The sequence below is a fragment of the Thiothrix winogradskyi genome, from assembly GCF_021650935.1.
GTDB lineage: Bacteria > Pseudomonadota > Gammaproteobacteria > Thiotrichales > Thiotrichaceae > Thiothrix > Thiothrix winogradskyi.
Genome location: NZ_CP091244.1, coordinates 3456539 through 3473975 on the forward strand (window position 1 = coordinate 3456539; position 17437 = coordinate 3473975).

The window sequence follows — 17437 nt, forward strand, 5'->3', positions numbered from 1 at the left end:
TCACTTAACGTGAGGAGTCAAACTCAAAATCTCTCTCCCTCTTGCTCCCTTCCCCCCTTGCGGGGGTAAGGGCTGGGGATGGGGGGTAATCTTTATTTCTTCGGCGCGTAAATATCCGTGCAAGTCCCCTCTGCGACTTCCGAAGCAAAGTTCAGCGTCTCAGAAAGCGTCGGATGCGGGTGAATCGTCAAACTCATGTCGTGCATATCCGCCCCCATTTCCAACGCCAGCACCGCCTCGGCAATCAGCTCACCAGCGTTTTTGCCCGCAATACCCGCGCCAATCAGTTGCCCAGTTGCCTTATCAAACAGCACCTTAGTCATGCCGTTGCTGGCATCCATCGCCAACGCCCGCCCACTCGCTGCCCAAGGGAACGCGCCTTTTTCATACGCAATCCCTTCCGCCTTGCACTGCTCTTCGGTCTTGCCCATCCACGCCACTTCTGGGTTGGTGTAAGCAACCGACGGAATGGTTTTCGCATCGAAATAGGCTTTATGCCCCGCAATCACCTCCGCTGCGACTTTGCCCTCGTGCGTGGCTTTGTGCGCCAGCATCGGCTGCCCCACGATGTCGCCAATCGCAAAAATGTGCGGCACATTGGTACGCATCTGATTATCCACCGGAATAAAGCCGCGTGTATCCGCAAACACCCCCGCCTTACCCGCGTCAATCAACCCACCATTTGGCGAACGCCCAATCGCCACCAACACCCGATCAAACGTATCCGTCGCAGGCGCACCTTTGCCCTCAAACGCACACACCAAACCCTCTGCCGTCGGCGTAATCGCGGTGACTTTGGTATTCAGGTAGATGTTCTCGTACATCCCCTTAATCTGGTTGTGCAAGGGCTTCACAATGTCACGATCCGCACCGGGCATCAGTCCGGGTGAAAGTTCCACCACGGTAATGCTTGCACCAAGCGCATGATAAACCGTCGCCATTTCCAACCCGATAATCCCGCCACCGACCACTAGCATCCGCTTGGGGATTTCCGGCAATTCCAGCGCATCGGTGGAATCCATCACCCGTGGATCGTCCCACGGAATAAACGGCAATTTCGTGACTCGCGAACCGGCTGCAATGATGCAATTCGCAAACTTGATGGTTTGCTTGCTGCCATCATCCGCCGTCACCTCAACGGTATGCGCCGACGTGAAACGCCCGTAACCTTGCACGATTTGCACTTTGCGCTGCTTCGCCAAGCCTTTCAGCCCCACGGTCAGCTTACCAACCACATCGCTTTTATGCGCCCGCACGGCATCAAGGTCGATGTCCGGCTCGCCGAATTTCACACCGTGCTTGGCAAACTCCTTCGCCTCGTTGATCACTTCTGCCGTGTGCAATAACGCTTTGGAAGGGATGCAACCGACGTTGAGGCATACGCCACCGATATTGGGGTAACGCTCGATCAGCACCACTTTTTTGCCAAGGTCAGCAGCACGAAACGCAGCGGTATAACCACCGGGGCCCGAGCCTAGAACGACGAGTTCGGTTTCAAGATCAGGAGAAAGACCCTCACCCCCCGCCCCCCTCTCCCGCGAAGCGGTAGAGGGGGAGGAAGAAGGTTCTTCACTTTTTAGCCCCTCTACCTCTGGGAGAGGGGTTGGGGTGAGGGTCTCTTCAATTTCCAACATCAGCAACGCCGACCCTTCCGACACCCGATCCCCCACCTTCACCAGCATCTGCTTAACCGTGCCAGCAACAGGGCTTGGAATTTCCATCGACGATTTATCAGACTCAATCGTAATCAGCGAATCTTCCACCTCAATCTGGAAACCAGCATCAACCAACACTTCAATGATTTCAACGTCTTTGAAGCTGCCAATGTCAGGGACTTTGACTTCGATAATCTTGCTCATACCAGCAACCTCCGAATATCACCCAGCATTTTGGCAAGGTAAGTGGTGAAACGTGCGCCATCCGCGCCATCAATCACGCGATGGTCATACGACAGCGACAGCGGCAACATCAAGCGCGGCGCGAATTCCTTACCGTTCCAGATTGGTTGCATATCGGATTTGGATACGCCCAAAATCGCCACTTCCGGCGCATTCACAATCGGGGTAAATTTCGTACCACCAATTCCGCCAAGGCTGGAAATCGAGAAGCAACCGCCCTGCATATCCGCCGGTTTCAGCTTCTTGTCACGCGCCTTCGCCGACATTTCTTTCAGCTCTTCGGAAAGCTGCATAATCGACTTTTTGTCCACATCACGGAACACGGGCACAACCAGTCCATCCGGCGTATCCACCGCCACTCCGACATTGTAATAGCTTTTACGGATCAGGTTTTCGCCCTTCGCATCCAGCGAGGAATTGAAACGTGGGTAAGCCTTCAGACCCGCCACCACCGCTTTCATAATGAATACCAGCGGGGTAATCTTCATTCCAGACTTGGCATTTTCCTCATTCAACTGCTTGCGGAAAGCCTCCAGATCGGTGATGTCGGCTTGATCGAACTGCGTGACGTGCGGAATGTGTACCCAGTTGCGGTGCAAGAATTCGCCGGTCAGCTTATTGATGCGCGACAACGGCACGGTTTCGATTGCACCCCATTGGCTGAAATCAATATCCGGCATGGGTGCAACGCCCAATGTATTACCGGCAGCCGCACTTCTGCCCGGCACGCCGCCCATACTCATCACATCTTTGATGTACGCTTTCACGTCTTCTTGGGTAATGCGCCCCTTGCGGCCAGAGCCTTTGACTTTGTTCAGGTCAGCACCAAGTTCGCGGGCAAACTTGCGCACGGACGGGGTGGCGTAAGCTTTGCTGAAGTCGAGTTTTGAAGAGGAAGAAGCCCCCTTCCCTAACCCTTCCCCCGCAAGGGGTGAAGGGGACAAGACGGGTACAACAACTGGCTTAGGTTCGGAGGCTGTCTTCGCCCCTTCCCCCCTTGCGGGGGAAGGCTGGGATGGGGGGACTTGCGAAGCAACAGCCGCGCCAGCGGCTGCCTCTTCCACCTCCATCACCACCTCCATCATCACCACCAAACTCCCTTCCGAAATCCGATCCCCCACCTTCACCTTCAGCTCTTTAATCACGCCCGCGACCGGCGATGGAATTTCCATCGACGATTTGTCGGATTCAATCGTGATCAACGAGTCTTCAACAGCGATGGTGTCGCCAACGTTCACCAATACTTCAATGATTTCAACATCTTTAAAGCTGCCAATGTCTGGCACTAAAACTTCTTGGATTGCCATGATTGCGCTCCTTATGCCAGACGTGGGTTAGGTTTTTCGGGGTTGATGCCGTATTTTTCCATCACTTTGACCAAATCAGCGGCTGGCAGGGATTTTTCATCCACCAACGCTTTTAGTGCAGCAATTACGATGTAATGACGGTTCACCTCGAAATGTTTACGCAATTGCGCACGGGTATCGCTACGCCCGAAACCGTCTGTCCCCAGCACCGTGAACGGCATCGGCAGCCACGCACGGATTTGGTCAGGGTATTGGCGGATGTAGTCAGTCGCCGCAATTGCAGGCCCGCGTTGGCCTTTCATCGCTTGCGTCACATACGGCACTTTCGCGTCTTCCAGCGGGTGCAACATATTCCAGCGGTCACAATCACGGGCTTCGCGGGCAATTTCGTTGAAGCTGGTCACGCTCCACACATTCGCATCCACGCCCCATTCCTTGTCGAGCATTTCTGCGGCGGCGATCACTTCGCGTAAGATCGTGCCGGAACCCATCAGTTGTACTTTCTTACGCTTCTTGCCGCCACCACTAAACAAATACATGCCTTTGACAATGCCGTCTTCACAACCGGCAGGCATGGCTGGGTGTATGTAGTTTTCGTTCATTGTGGTGATGTAGTAATACACATCCTCCTGATCCTGATACATGCGTTTCAGGCCATTCTGGATAATCACCGCGAGTTCATAGGAGAAAGTTGGGTCGTAAGACAAGCAGTTGGGAATCAAGCCCGCCTGAATCAGGCCATGCCCATCCTGATGCTGCAAGCCTTCACCCGCGAGTGTGGTTCTACCAGCAGTGCCACCAATCAGGAAGCCCCGTGCACGGCAATCACCCGCAGCCCAAGCCAAATCGCCAATGCGCTGGAAGCCGAACATGGAGTAGTAAATGTAGAACGGCACCATATTTACGCCGTGGGTGCTGTACGCCGTTGCCGCTGCAATCCATGAAGAGAACGCGCCCGCTTCGTTGATGCCCTCTTCCAAAATCTGCCCGGATTTGTCCTCTTTGTAGAACATGACCTGATCTTTATCCTGCGGCTCGTACAACTGCCCGACCGAAGAATAAATGCCCATTTGACGGAACATGCCTTCCATACCGAAAGTACGCGCCTCATCCGGCACGATGGGTACAACGTTTTTACCCATGTTCTTGTCACGTGCTAACAAGGTCAGCAAGCGCACGAACACCATTGTTGTGGACATTTCGCGGTCGCCCGTGCTTTCCAGCAACGGTTGGAAAATGGAAATATCCGGTACTTTCAACGGGGTGGCGTGCGTTTGGCGTTGCGGCAAAAAACCGCCGAGCGCTTTGCGACGCTCCAGCATGTACTGCATTTCTTCGCCATTCGGATCGGGGCGGAAGTATTTGGCCGCCGCCGCATCTTCATCACTCAACGGAATGTTGAAGCGGTTTTTGTACGCAATCATTTCCTCGCCAGACAATTTCTTCTGCGAGTGAGTACGGTTCTGGCCTTCACCGGCGGAACCCATCCCGTAACCTTTCACGGTGTGCGCAAGGATAACGGTCGGCTGACCGGTGTGATTCACGGCTGCGTGATACGCGGCATAAACCTTGTGCGGATCGTGACCACCCCGGTTCAGACGCCAGATATCGGCATCGCTCATCTTGGCAACCATTTCCTTCAATTCAGGGTATTTGCCAAAGAAGTTTTCACGGACAAACTTGCCGTCTTTGGATTTGTAGTTTTGGTATTCGCCGTCAACGGCTTCCATCATGCGCTGCTTGAGCAAGCCATCTTTATCCATTGACAGCAGAGGATCCCAATAGGAACCCCACAGCACCTTAATGACATTCCAGCCAGCCCCCCGGAACACCGCTTCGAGTTCCTGCACAATCTTGCCGTTGCCACGCACGGGGCCATCAAGACGTTGCAGGTTGCAGTTCACCACCCACACGAGGTTATCGAGTTTTTCGCGCCCACCGAGAGAAATCGCGCCAAGGGTTTCCGGCTCATCGGTTTCACCGTCGCCAACGAACGCCCACACCTTGCGGTTAGCCGTTTCAGCCAACTTGCGGTCTTGCAGGTATTTCATGAAACGCGCTTGGTAGATCGACTTGATCGGTCCCAAGCCCATTGAAACCGTGGGGAATTGCCAGTAATCCGGCATCAACCACGGGTGCGGATACGACGATAAACCACCACCATCGACTTCCTGACGGAAATTGTCCAATTCAGCTTCGGTAAAACGCCCTTCGAGGAAGGAACGCGCATACATCCCCGGCGCAGCGTGACCTTGGATATACAGCAAGTCGCCGCCGTGTTGCGGAGAAGGCGCGTGCCAGAAATGGTTCATGCCCACGTCATACAGCGTGGCAGCCGAAGCGAAGGTAGCAATATGCCCGCCCAGTTCTGGGCTTTCGCGGTTAGCACGCACTACCATCGCGGCAGCATTCCAACGGATATAAGAGCGTAAGCGGGCCTCAATCGCCGGTTTGCCGGGGGTATAGGTTTCTTTATGCGGGGGAATCGTATTGATATAGGCGGTGTTAGCCGAGTATGGCAGGTTGGCTCCGTTTTGACGGGCAGTGGCAATCAGTTCTTCCAATAGAAAGTGAGCGCGTTCCACACCTTCGGCTTCAATGACAGCTTCCAATGATTCAATCCATTCACTGGTTTCTTGAAAATCAACATCTTGTGGCGATTTATTCATTATGATTCCTCTCTCTCTTTGCGATAAAGCTGGCATACTAAATGACTCCAGCAGTCTAGATGCACAAAAACAATAACATACCCCAATACCATTTTGAAGAAAAAGTTAAACCATAAAATAAAAACTTATTTTTCATAAGCTTAAAATCGAAAAATAATTTTTAAATTCTTTTGTAGGCATTTTCTATCAGTTCCGTTAAGCTCTCGTTATGACAGATGATATAGATATAATTCCCATTGCCGGACGTTTCCGGGGCTTCCTCCCTGTAGTCGTGGATGTAGAAACGGGTGGCTTTGATTGCCGCAAGGATGCGTTGCTAGAATTGGCAGCCGTGGTGTTGCGCATCGACGAAAAAGGTGAGCTATCCCGCCACCGCACGTTCAATTGGCACATCGAACCCTTTCCCAATGCCAATATGGATCCCAAATCGCTGGAAGTGAATGGTATCAAACCGTTCAGCCCACTGCGCATGGCAGTGCCAGAACCAAAAGCGATGGAAGAATTCTTTAAGGTAATCCGCAAAGAAGTGAAGCTCAACCGCTGCAACCGCGCCATTCTGGTCGGGCATAATGCGCCGTTTGACTTGAACTTTGTCCATGCCGCTTCTGACCGCATTAAAGCCACGCGCAATCCGTTCCACCCGTTTAGCACGCTGGATACGGTTTCATTGGGGGCAGTGATGTATGGGCAGACGGTATTAGCACGCTTGGCGCAAGCCGCAGGCATGGGGTGGGATGCCGATTGTGCGCATTCAGCCGTGTATGATGCTGAAAAGACAGCGGATTTATTTTGCCATTTCGTGAATACTTGGCAAACGCTAGATGCGGCGTTTAAAGCGGTCGAGAATTAAATAACCGAGAAGAGACCCCACCCCAGCCCTCCCCTTGCCAGGGGAGGGAGTTAAGACAGCAGAACGCTGTTGTTCCTCCACTGGTAAGGGGAGGTTAGGAGGGGTCTCTTACTTCCCGGTCTTCAATTTTTCCCAGTACCCGTCATACAGCTTCATAGCGTCACCGATGTCGTTTTGGAATTCGCCTTTGGCAACGTCTGCTGCTGAGGGGAAAATCACCGGGTTGTTACGGGTGTCTTCATCCAACAACTCTTTGACCGCTGCATTCGGGGTGCTATAGCCCAGTTCTTCCACGACTTGCTGCCCGACTTCGGGGCGTAACATGTAGTCGATAAATTTGTGGGCATTATCAACATTGCTTGCCCCTGCCGGAATCACAAAGCTATCCACCCAAAAACCCGCGCCTTCCTTGGGAAAAATGTATTCAATGTCGGGGTTTTCCTGCTGCGCCATTTTGACTTCGCCGCTCCAGATCATGCCGAGATTCACATCGCCCGCCAAAAACGGCTCGCGGGGTGCATCCGCATTGAAGACCAACACATTCGGCATCAGCTTTTGCAGGTCTTCGTAAGCGATTTTGATTTCATCGGGGTTAGTGGAATTGGTAGAAAAGCCATTCTTTTTTAGCGCCATGTGGAAAACTTCCCGTACATCGTCGGTCAGCAATAGCTTGCCCTTCCACTTTTCGTCCCACAAATCGGCCCAGGAGGTGATGGTTGAGGAGTCGATTTCTTTGCCATTCACACCAATACCGGTGCTGCCCCACAGGTAAGGAATGCTGTATTTATTGCCGGGGTCATACGGCTTATCCAATAAATCCGCTGACAAATTTTTTAGGTTGGTCAGTTTGGTCTTGTCGAGTTCTTGCAACAAACCTTCGTGGCTCATCTTCGCCACCAAATAACTGGACGGCACCACGATGTCGTAACCCACGCCTTTTTGCAGCTTGAGTTTGGAATACATCACCTCGTTGTTTTCATAGGTGGAATACTCGACCTTAATGCCGGTTTCTTTCTCAAATTCTTCCAGTGCCGCTTCGGGGATGTATTCTGCCCAATTATAAACCACGAGTTTTTCTTCAGCGTGCAGCGCACTCGCCGTCAACAGCAACAAGGTTGCGAACAGGGAGGTTGATTTCATGTCAGTGCTTTCTCCTGAGCAATAAGGTCGATAGGGTGACTAAGACCAGCGAAATCGCCAGTAATAAGGTCGCTAATACGTTCACTTCGGGCGACACGCCAACTTTTACCATTGAAAACACCCGAATCGGCAAGATTTCAAAGCTCGGCCCCGTCACGAATGAGCTGATGATTACATCATCAAGCGACAGGGTAAAGCTTAATAACCAGCCAGCCACAATCGCCGGGAATACCAGCGGCAAAATGATCAGCCGAAAAATACGCCCCTCGCTTGCGCCCAAGTCTTGCGCGGCTTCCAGCAAATATTTATCAAAGCCTTTGAGCTGCGCATACACCGTAATCACCACAAACGGCAAGCAAAACGTAATGTGCGCAATCAGCAACGACCAGAACCCCAGTTGAATCCCCAGCGCAATAAAAATCACCAAAAAAGTAATCGCCAATACAATGTCCGGCGACATCATCACAATAAATAATAAGCCACTGGCAGTTGCTTTCAGGGGAAAGCGGTAGCGGTACAACGCCAGTGCCATTAGCGTTCCGATAAGCGTGGCAGCGGTTGCCGCCAGACTTGCCACTAACAAGGAATTCAAAAATGCTTGGATAAGTGCATCATTATTAAATAGTTTCTCGTACCACTTCCAGGTAAAGCCTTGCCACTCGTAGCCGTATTTGGAGGCGTTGAAGGAGTTGATGACCAGAATCGCAATCGGTAGATAGAGATAAGCGAAGATCGAGGTAATGAAGCCCCATTTTAGTAGTTTCATTGCATTTGCTCCTGCGGAGTTCCCCTCACCCCTAACCCCTCTCCCTCAAGGGGAGAGGGGGACAAGAGGAGGTGGGTTTGGATGGTGGAGGTGACGGCAGAGAGGTTTTGTTCTACTTGGGTGGCGGTGAAGCGGAGAACGGTGTAGCCGCAGGCTTCTAGGAGGTGTTGGCGTTCTTGGTCGCGTTCTACTTGGGTGGCGTGGATTGAGCCATCTACTTCAACGATTAGGTTTTTTTCGGCACAGAAGAAATCCGCGACGAAACAGCCGATGGGTTGTTGGCGACGGAATTTGAATCTGGCGATTTGGCGATTGCGGAGGGCTTGCCAAAGGATGCCTTCGCTGGGCGTTGGGGTTTTACGAAAGTCGCGGGCGCAGGCGTGCATTTGGGTGTTGAGTTCGGGGGAAATGATTAGGCGTTCGTTCATGGGGGGAACCCCTCACCCCAACCTCGCACCCAGCCGCTTGCAGCACCGTCCCTCAAGGGGAGAGGGGCTAAAAAGACTTTAGAATAGGTGATATTGATGAATGAGCTTCTGCTTTGGTAACATCCATGATTAAGGCTTTCACATTTACTAGCTGCTAAGAAAGCATTAAGTGGTGATATATAAATAACTATTTTTTTATACATCATTATTTTCCACCTTTACGTAGAGTGCCAATGACTTGCCAAGTAGAATTCCACGGAAATCTACATTCCCAGAACTTCCAACCATTCACTTCAGTTTTTGTAATATGTGTAGCAGCAGATGAAGGTGAAGAAAACTCTGCTCCATCAAACAGAGTTAATACACCATTTTTAACAACTCCTCGATACACTTGACCTTTATGGTTAGCTCTAAATTCTGTATTAAGAGGAAATGTGATGTTTTTATAAACCCATGGTTCATCCAAGTCAGTTATAGTCTTCATGGGTATGGTGTTTTCAACATCACTTAAATTTTGCCTTTTACCATGCAACGAATTAGTCAATACTGTTTCAATAAACCAAGATTTTTCACTATTACCTTCAGGGCCTTCCCATATTTTCCTAGCAAAATCAAACAACTTTTGTCCACGTTGCTCAATCTTGTTTTCATTCCAACAATCAGCCATCATCAAATCACGATTGAGATGTAAGTTAGATTCTGCGAAAAAAGTTTCTCTCTTCTGTTTGAAAGAATAATTTTGCAAACTTCGATTCACACTACTATGTAATAATGTTAGATTTCCGATTGTATTTTTAATTTTCTCTCTTTTAAGAATTATTGCTGAACGAGGTGAGCTTAGATCAATATTATTTATTTCATCTTCTTTTGCATTCGTACCATCAGTAAGTGGCCAATGATTAAACCAACTAACAGGTAATATATGTTCAATATCAAGTTGATCTACCTTTAACGAATTAAAATCCTCCGCTCTACTTGAACGCATCGCCATTTCAAGTTCAATAAAAATCGATTTAATCTTCCCTGGCTCATTAATACGTACTTTATAGACTTCGGCCTCAATCCACTCTTTCTGAAATTCATCATCACGAGGCCAGCGAGCGGATTTACCTTCCAGTGCGGAAAGATCAGAATAAATTGACTCAATAGTAACACGAGAGACCGAAAGACGCTTAACCTGTTGATTAAAAACTCTATTATAATTTTTTGCGGTTAAGCCACAAACTGCTCGTCTTACAAAATAAGACACTATCCAATCAAATATTTGATTTTTTTCATCATCCGAAAGCTCTGACATTGAAACTATTAAAGCCATCGCATGTGTGGTAGACGCATCCCAGCTTTTAATGCGAACTCCAAATCTCCCAATAGATTTAGATTCAACACCCAAAATCATGGATTTATAATGATCCGCATAAGCATTAAGTGTCTTGAGTTGATCAACAGCACTTTTTGTTTTAGCGAATTTTTGATAGCCAATATATAATCGACCTATATCAATTTCTTCACGAAGCTCTACTTGTAAAACAGTTTGCACAAACCAATCTAACCTAGGGCGTTTTAGTCGTCCTCTTGTTTGTTCTTCTTTCCAAAAATCATCTTCAAACGAAAACCATAGTGAATCATATAACCTCTTGGGATTATCAACCTCTTTATCCGCCTGCATAAAAATGTAATTTCGAATCAAATCAGTTGCATGAAGTTGCGCACCACGACCATTTAGTGTTTCAAAAATAACTTGCGCATCGTCCTGCTCTTCTAATGTTATAGATACGATCTTAAAGTCATATAATACTGAATTTGCAATAGCCATTAGAATAGCTTCTGATTGACTGAAATTTTCTTCCGCAACCCAATCAGTAATTTTTTTATAGAAAAAACAAATTGCCTTTCTATGGTGATTAATGATTTTGTTTGGTTCTGCTAGATTATTCTTCTTACTCACATGGGTGAATTGGCAGTTTTCATGTTCGCTAATTTTTATTGCCAATATATAATCGTTTCGATCCATCAATGTTGGCCATAACTTAAAAATTTCTTTTTCAGGATTCCGCATAACTGCTGGATTTATATTCCAACGAAAGCTGTCAATCCATGCTCGTAATTCTGGCATCCGATATGCCTCAAATGCCATTGAAATTGCAGTGATAATATATTGAAGCGTGGTAAGACGTTGTTGACCATCTATTATAAAAACTTCTTCGACTCCCATCTGATGCTTTCGTGTTCGGGGTTCAAGCACAACAGCACCTAAAAAGTGTGATACTGGCTCAGTAGCTTCACTTAATCGGTCATTTGCTTTAGCCTGAATATCAACCCATAACGGATCCCATTGCTCAGTCATTTTCCAAACATAAGCACGCTGATAAAAAGGTACACAATATTGCCGCTGAGACTGAAAAATTTGCTGGATAGTCATTGTTTCGGACTTCATTAAAACTCCTTTGTAAATTAATAAATTTATTGTAAATCTTTCTCTTGTCCCCCTCTCCCCTTGAGGGAGAGGGGTTAGGGGTGAGGGGTTCTTCAAAGACCTTCATCATCCAACCCCCCTTGCCGATTAATGCGCCGATTTGCCAACACATACAACCACAACAAACCCGCCATAAGCACAATCAACGCCACACTAAACGCCGCCCCAAACGGCCAATCACGCACCACCAAAAACTGATTTTTAATGATATTCCCCAGCAATAAGTTTTTCGCGCCCCCCAGCAAATCCGCCACGTAGAACATGCCCATCGCCGGTAAAAACACCATCAAACTGCCCGCAATAATCCCCGGCATGGTCAGCGGCACAATAATCAACCGAAACCGCGCCCAAAAACTCGCGCCCAAATCTTGCGCCGCTTCCAACAAGGTTCCATCCAACTTGCCGAAACTCGACACCAACGGCAACACCATAAACGGCAGCAACACGTACACCAAACCAAACACCACCGCAAACGGCGTGTATAACAATTGCAACGGCTCATCAATCAGCCCCATGCTCATCAACGTGCTGTTCACAATGCCTTTATTGCCTAAAATCAATTTGATAGCGTAAGTCCGAATCAGGCTATTCGTCCAAAACGGCACAATCATCAAAAACAGTAACACCCCACGCCACACCGTCGGCAATTTCGCCAATAAATACGCAAACGGATACCCCACCACCAAGCAAATCAGCGTAGTCAGTGCAGACAGCCACAAACTGCGCCAAAACACTTCCGCATACACCGGCTCAAATAGCCGTTCCCACGAATTCAAGGTCAGCGGCCACACCGCCAAATGTTGCGCATCCGGCGACATCACACTGGTCAATAACACCAATACGTGCGGAACCAGCACAAACAAACCCAGCCACACCAGCGTCAGCACAATGGCAAAACGCCGGAAATTCAACAGATTCATGCTTTACCCACCCCTTCCGCAGGGATCACATGCTCCCAGCCCGGAACCCAGTCGACACCGACTTTTTGATTAATGCTGTAATCAAAATCGGGGTCATCTTCGTCGAAAAACTCATGCGCCATGACGGTTTGCCCATTTTCCAGCCGAATATGCGAATTCAGGGTTTGCCCAGTGTAATTGCGCTCCAGCACCACGCCGGGGAAACCTTTGCGTTCCTTCACGTCCGGGCGGCAGTCGATACGCAAATCTTCCGGGCGCAACATCACATGCACCTTATCGCCCACCGCAAAACGGTGATCACACCGAATTTCGCGTTCCACACCATTAATCATGGCTTGGTACTGGTATTCGCCTAGTGCATGAGTAATTGCGCCGTCAAACACATTGATTTCCCCGATGAATTGCGCCACGAACAAATTACGCGGCGCTTCGTAGATTTCGCGGGGTGTGCCGACTTGCTGCGCTTGCCCGTTGTGCATGACTAAAATCCGATCAGACATCGACAAGGCTTCTTCCTGATCGTGGGTGACGTACACAAAGGTAATCCCCAACTGGCGTTGTAATTGCTTGAGTTCCAACTGCATTTGTTGGCGCAATTTGTAATCGAGTGCACTAAGTGATTCATCCAATAACAAAATTTTCGGGCGATTCACCACCGCTCGCGCAATTGCCACACGCTGCTTTTGCCCGCCGGAAAGCTGATGCGGTTTGCGCGTCGCAAAATCGGACAAGCGCACAATCGCCAGCGCATCTGCCACCCGTACCGCCATATCCTGCGGATTCACCCCCGCCATTTTCAACCCAAATGCCACATTATCGAACACGCTTAAATGCGGAAATAGCGCGTAACTCTGGAAAACGGTATTCACTGGGCGCTTTTCCGCTGGCATTCCGGCAATATCATCATCATTCAGCAGAATTTGCCCCTCATTTGGCTGCTCAAAACCCGCAATCAGGCGCAATACCGTGGTTTTACCGCAACCCGACGGCCCTAAAATCGTGAAAAATTCGCCGTCGTGGATAGTGAGGTTAAATTCAGACAGCACTTCCTGAGCGGCAAAGCGTTTGCTGACATTGCTCAGAGTGAGGATCGGCGGTCGGTTCAATGGCTACTCCTAGCGTAAATTGCCTAGCGTGGCGGGGTGTCATCCATTATATTTCCCACACGCACAGATTCAATGGATAATATCCTCGCTAACTGAAGGAATTGGAAGAACTCGACCACCCATGAAAATTACCCGACGCTTACGCTGGCTACTGGCAGGCGGCATCTTATTAATGACGCTGCTGTTTTTGCTGTTCCTGTTTTTTGCCACCAAAAATTTCCTCGATTTATGGGACAGGCTGCAATTACTCCCCACATGGCTGTTCTATACCTACAGCACGCTAATTGTCGCGGTTGTATTGTTCAGCGGCTGGCTCATCGTAAAACTGGTATCGGGCGGGCGTTCCACCACAGCCATCAAGCGCCCTGCCCCCAAACCCGTCATCGAAGCCTCGCTGACCCAAGAAATTGCGCAAATCAAAGCAGCGGGCATGGATACAGCACCGTTGGAAGTCGAAATAGCCGAATTAAATGAACGTAGGACGGCTGGAAACGCCCACATTGCCTTTTTCGGGGATATTAGCACCGGCAAATCGTCCATTATCAAAGCCCTGTTGCCGGAAGCCGGGGTGGAAATCAACCTGCGCGGCGGTTCAACCCGTGAGATTCGCGAATACACTTGGCAAACCCTGGCAGGCGACCACCTATTGCTCACCGATTTACCGGGAAGAAATGAAGCCGAAGGCACACTCGATGCCGCCGCTCGCGATGAAGCAATTCGGGCGCACATTGTGGTGTACGTGACTGATTCCGATCTGAGTCGCACCCAATTTGAAGACTTGCAAGAATTAGCCGCTTTCGGCAAACCCTTGCTGATTGCCATCAATAAGCGCGACCAATACACCGCCGAAGAACAAGCGCAACTTGCCCAACGCATCCGCAGCCGCTTCGACTCCGCTCAGCGGACGGGAACAAACGAACGGTCGGTGAGAGTCGAACCGCCAGAAGTGCTATTCATCCAATCCGGCGGCACGGAAGAAATTGTGCGCGTCTACCCCGATGGACGCGAAGAAACGGTACAACGCCCCCGCAAAACCGATATTTCCGCCCTCGCGACTCACTTGCAAACCGAAATCGACCAACGTCTGGAAAGCCTGACACAACAACGCGACACCAGCGTCTTGAATCTCGTGCAGGAAAAACTCGACACCACCCGTGAAGATTACCGGCGCACCCAAGCGGAAAAAATCGTGCGCAGCTACACCCACAAAGCCATACTGGGCGCATTGGCTTCCGTCAGCCCCGGCACGGATCTGGTGATTCAGGGTGTAATCGGCACACGCATGGTACAAGAACTCTGTAAACTGTATGACAGCCCAGTCAGCCAACTCGACATCGACCAATTCCTAAATTTCACGCAAGGGAAGTTGGGGAAAAGCATCCCGCTACTGCTCGCCGTTGCAGGAAATGGCTTGAAAGCTTTCCCCGGTGTTGGCACGGTCGCGGGCGGTTTGGTACATGCCGTGGCTTACGGGCTAATTTTTGACGCGCTCGGCAAATCCGTCGCGCACACCCTCGAACAACGTGGCGCACTCAAAGCAGCACCCGCCGCCGCAACATTTCAGGAGATGCTCAGTGGAAATCTGGAAGAACGTACAAAAACATTTGCCAGATTGGTTATTGAACAATATCGGGGCAAGTAAGGAAGAAGCGACCAGCACCGCAGTCGTAGTAGCCGCACCAGCACAGAGTAGCGGCGACACCCACTTGCAACTGGCCACCGAAAGCCTACGGCAATTGCTCGACGATTCCCGCATCCCCGATGATGTGCGCGAAAGCTTGCGTAATGACTACACCCAAGTACGCGGAATGCTCGACAAGCTGGAACACGGACATGTTCACATTGCCGTCTTTGGGCGGGTCAGTGTAGGGAAATCCTCCTTGCTGAATGCCTTACTGGGGCAACCAGTGTTTAGCGTCAGCGTGCTGCATGGCGAAACCCGCAGCGTCAATATGCAGCAATGGCAGGAATACAGCGACAACGGTATTTTCCTCATCGACACCCCCGGCATTAATGAAATCGACGGCGAATCCCGCGAAAAAATAGCGCATGAAGTCGCCAGCCGTGCGGATTTAGTGTTATTCGTGGTCGACGGCGATTTAACCGATGTGGAATTCCAAGCACTCAAAACCGTGACCAGTTCGCATCGCCCTACTCTGCTAGTCGTGAACAAAGCCGACCGTTACACCGAAAAAGAGCAGCAGCAATTGCGCAGCATTATGCGCACCCGCACGCAAGGCGTGATTGCCCCGGAAAACCTGATTTTCACCACCGCACAAGCCAGCCGCCAAACCATTATTTACGTGAATGAACACGGCGAAGAAATCGAAGGCATTCGCGAACGCCCGGTGAATATCAGCGCTCTTAAAACCCGTCTGTGGGACATTATCGAAGCCGAAGGCAAAACCCTTGCTGCCCTCAATGCCACTTTATTTGCCGGACACCTCAGCAAAGAAGTCGGGCAACGCATTCTTGCCATTAAACGCGAACTCGGCGAAAAAACCATCCGCCTGTATTGCATCGGCAAAGGCGTTGCCGTGGCATTCAACCCAATTCCGGTGGCGGACTTGCTGGCGGCTGCCGCGATTGATGCCAGTATGATTATTCACTTATCAAAATTGTACGGCTTACCCATTTCCCGCAATGAAGCCAGCGACTTGATCCGTACCATACTGGGGCAAATGTTATTACTGGCGGGAACTGTCTGGGCAGTGCATCTGGTTTCTTCCGCCATGAAATTAGGCACGGGAGGCATTTCCACGATTATCACTGGCGCAGCGCAAGGCGCAGTAGCGTGGTACAGCACTTTGGTCGTGGGGCGGGTTGCCGAAGAATGGCTGGCAAATGGCAAATCATGGGGCGAAGTTGGCCCCAAGCTCACCGTCGAACGCATTCTGGAATCGTTGGATCGGGATTCGGTATTAACCGAAGCGCGGGAAGAAATCCTGACGTATTTACACAAAACGGTTAAAAACCCGCAAAACTAATAGCAAACAAAAGGCGACCCGATCGTCGCCTTTTTTCGCACAATCAGCACAAATTAACGCAACAAACCGAAAGGTGACAGCAAACCACCCACGCCGCCGTAATCAGCAATTGCTTCTTTCGTGCTGGAAGTGTGCACTTCGATCCTATCGCCCGCCATCACCATAGGGTCTGGCACTTTACCCAACGCCACGTCTGCCAAGGGCACGGTGTAAGGTTTACCATTGCGGAAAACCGTTACCTTATCTTTGGTCGCCAACCGGCTAACACCTTCCGCCAAGGCAATGGCTTGCGTTACTGTCGTGTCACCAGCCAGTGGGTACACACCAGGACGATTAACCGCACCGGAAACCGTGACGCGACTGGCGGTAGACTCCCGCACAATCACATTCACTTGCGGGTTATGCATGTAATCTTTTTCCAAACGTGTTGCAATTTGCTTTTCCAACTGGCTGGCTGACAAACCTTGGGCACGTACCGTGCCAATCAGCGCCAGCGTGATGTTGCCATTGTCATCGACGCGCACTTCTTTGGACAAATCGGGTACTTTGAATACATCAATTTCCAGCAAATCTTGTGGTGCAATGCGATCACTGCCCGACGTGCCGGTTGGCAAACTAGCTGCTGCCATACTTACCGTAGAACCCGGTAACGCGGTGTGTTGCGGCGCATTGCTAGAACAAGCAGCAAGCGTCACCGCTGCGAACAAAGGAAATAATAACTTCCAAGTCATTTTCATGGGGAATCTCCCTGATAATATTTTTAACAATTAAGTGGGATAAGGGGTTAGCCTTTCTAATTAGCATCGAATCGAACAATAAATTCCCTGCGGCGCTTACGCTAACCCGTTCTGACTGAACGTAAGCAATCCACAGACAATAGGAATATAGCCCAA

At 50.0% G+C, this 17437-nt stretch carries 13 protein-coding genes; 3 read left to right on the forward strand and 10 right to left on the reverse strand.

The window, feature by feature from the left end; translation table 11 throughout:
• Positions 1-92: 92 nt before the first annotated feature.
• Genes lpdA through aceE form a run of 3 tightly spaced genes read right to left on the reverse strand, consistent with a single transcriptional unit; the run spans position 93 to position 5874 of the window.
• A complete protein-coding gene (gene lpdA, locus L2Y54_RS17160) occupies positions 93-1859 on the reverse strand; it encodes a dihydrolipoyl dehydrogenase (RefSeq protein WP_236497843.1) in 1767 nt (588 codons plus the stop codon).
• On the reverse strand, positions 1856-3205 hold the full coding sequence (gene aceF, locus L2Y54_RS17165) for a dihydrolipoyllysine-residue acetyltransferase (RefSeq protein WP_236497844.1): 1350 nt from the start codon (positions 3203-3205) through the stop codon (positions 1856-1858). The genes lpdA and aceF overlap by 4 nt, the downstream gene beginning before the upstream one ends.
• Positions 3206-3216: 11 nt before the next feature.
• Complete coding sequence (gene aceE / locus L2Y54_RS17170) at positions 3217-5874, reverse strand: pyruvate dehydrogenase (acetyl-transferring), homodimeric type (RefSeq protein ID WP_236497845.1); 2658 nt, start codon at positions 5872-5874, stop codon at positions 3217-3219.
• Between the two features lie 208 nt (positions 5875-6082).
• Between aceE and rnt the strand changes: the two genes are divergently transcribed.
• Positions 6083-6724, forward strand: coding sequence for a ribonuclease T (rnt, locus tag L2Y54_RS17175; RefSeq protein WP_236497846.1), 642 nt, complete (start codon positions 6083-6085; stop codon positions 6722-6724).
• Between the two features lie 108 nt (positions 6725-6832).
• Here rnt and L2Y54_RS17180 read toward each other — a convergent pair whose 3' ends face one another.
• The 6 genes from L2Y54_RS17180 to potA all read right to left on the reverse strand — a co-directional run bounded on the left by L2Y54_RS17180 (position 6833) and on the right by potA (position 13557).
• On the reverse strand, positions 6833-7864 hold the full coding sequence (locus L2Y54_RS17180) for an extracellular solute-binding protein (RefSeq protein ID WP_236497847.1): 1032 nt from the start codon (positions 7862-7864) through the stop codon (positions 6833-6835).
• A gap of 1 nt (position 7865) precedes the next feature.
• Positions 7866-8630 carry a spermidine/putrescine ABC transporter permease PotC gene (potC, locus tag L2Y54_RS17185; protein ID WP_236497848.1) on the reverse strand — a complete coding sequence of 255 codons (765 nt, stop codon included), beginning with the start codon at positions 8628-8630 and terminating at the stop codon, positions 7866-7868.
• Positions 8627-9058 carry an endonuclease domain-containing protein gene (locus L2Y54_RS17190; protein WP_236497849.1) on the reverse strand — a complete coding sequence of 144 codons (432 nt, stop codon included), beginning with the start codon at positions 9056-9058 and terminating at the stop codon, positions 8627-8629. Before L2Y54_RS17190 ends, potC begins: the two co-directional genes overlap by 4 nt.
• 205 nt (positions 9059-9263) lie before the next feature.
• Positions 9264-11492, reverse strand: a complete 2229-nt coding sequence (locus L2Y54_RS17195; RefSeq protein WP_236497850.1) for a GmrSD restriction endonuclease domain-containing protein — start codon at positions 11490-11492, stop codon at positions 9264-9266.
• 92 nt (positions 11493-11584) lie between these two features.
• Positions 11585-12451: a spermidine/putrescine ABC transporter permease PotB gene (potB, locus tag L2Y54_RS17200; protein WP_236497851.1), complete on the reverse strand. Its 867-nt coding sequence runs from the start codon at positions 12449-12451 to the stop codon at positions 11585-11587.
• Positions 12448-13557, reverse strand: coding sequence for a spermidine/putrescine ABC transporter ATP-binding protein PotA (gene potA / locus L2Y54_RS17205; protein WP_311196204.1), 1110 nt, complete (start codon positions 13555-13557; stop codon positions 12448-12450). Before potA ends, potB begins: the two co-directional genes overlap by 4 nt.
• 121 nt (positions 13558-13678) lie before the next feature.
• On the opposite strand from potA, the gene L2Y54_RS17210 reads away from it, so the two are divergent.
• Positions 13679-15199 carry a GTPase gene (locus L2Y54_RS17210; RefSeq protein ID WP_236497852.1) on the forward strand — a complete coding sequence of 507 codons (1521 nt, stop codon included), beginning with the start codon at positions 13679-13681 and terminating at the stop codon, positions 15197-15199.
• On the forward strand, positions 15132-16544 hold the full coding sequence (locus L2Y54_RS17215; RefSeq protein ID WP_236497853.1) for a GTP-binding protein: 1413 nt from the start codon (positions 15132-15134) through the stop codon (positions 16542-16544). Before L2Y54_RS17210 ends, L2Y54_RS17215 begins: the two co-directional genes overlap by 68 nt.
• Positions 16545-16597: 53 nt before the next feature.
• Here the strand turns inward: L2Y54_RS17215 and L2Y54_RS17220 are convergent, their stop codons facing one another.
• Positions 16598-17281 (reverse strand): polysaccharide biosynthesis/export family protein, encoded by a 684-nt coding sequence (locus L2Y54_RS17220; RefSeq protein WP_236497854.1) that lies wholly within the window; start codon positions 17279-17281, stop codon positions 16598-16600.
• Between the last annotated feature and the right edge of the window lie 156 nt (positions 17282-17437).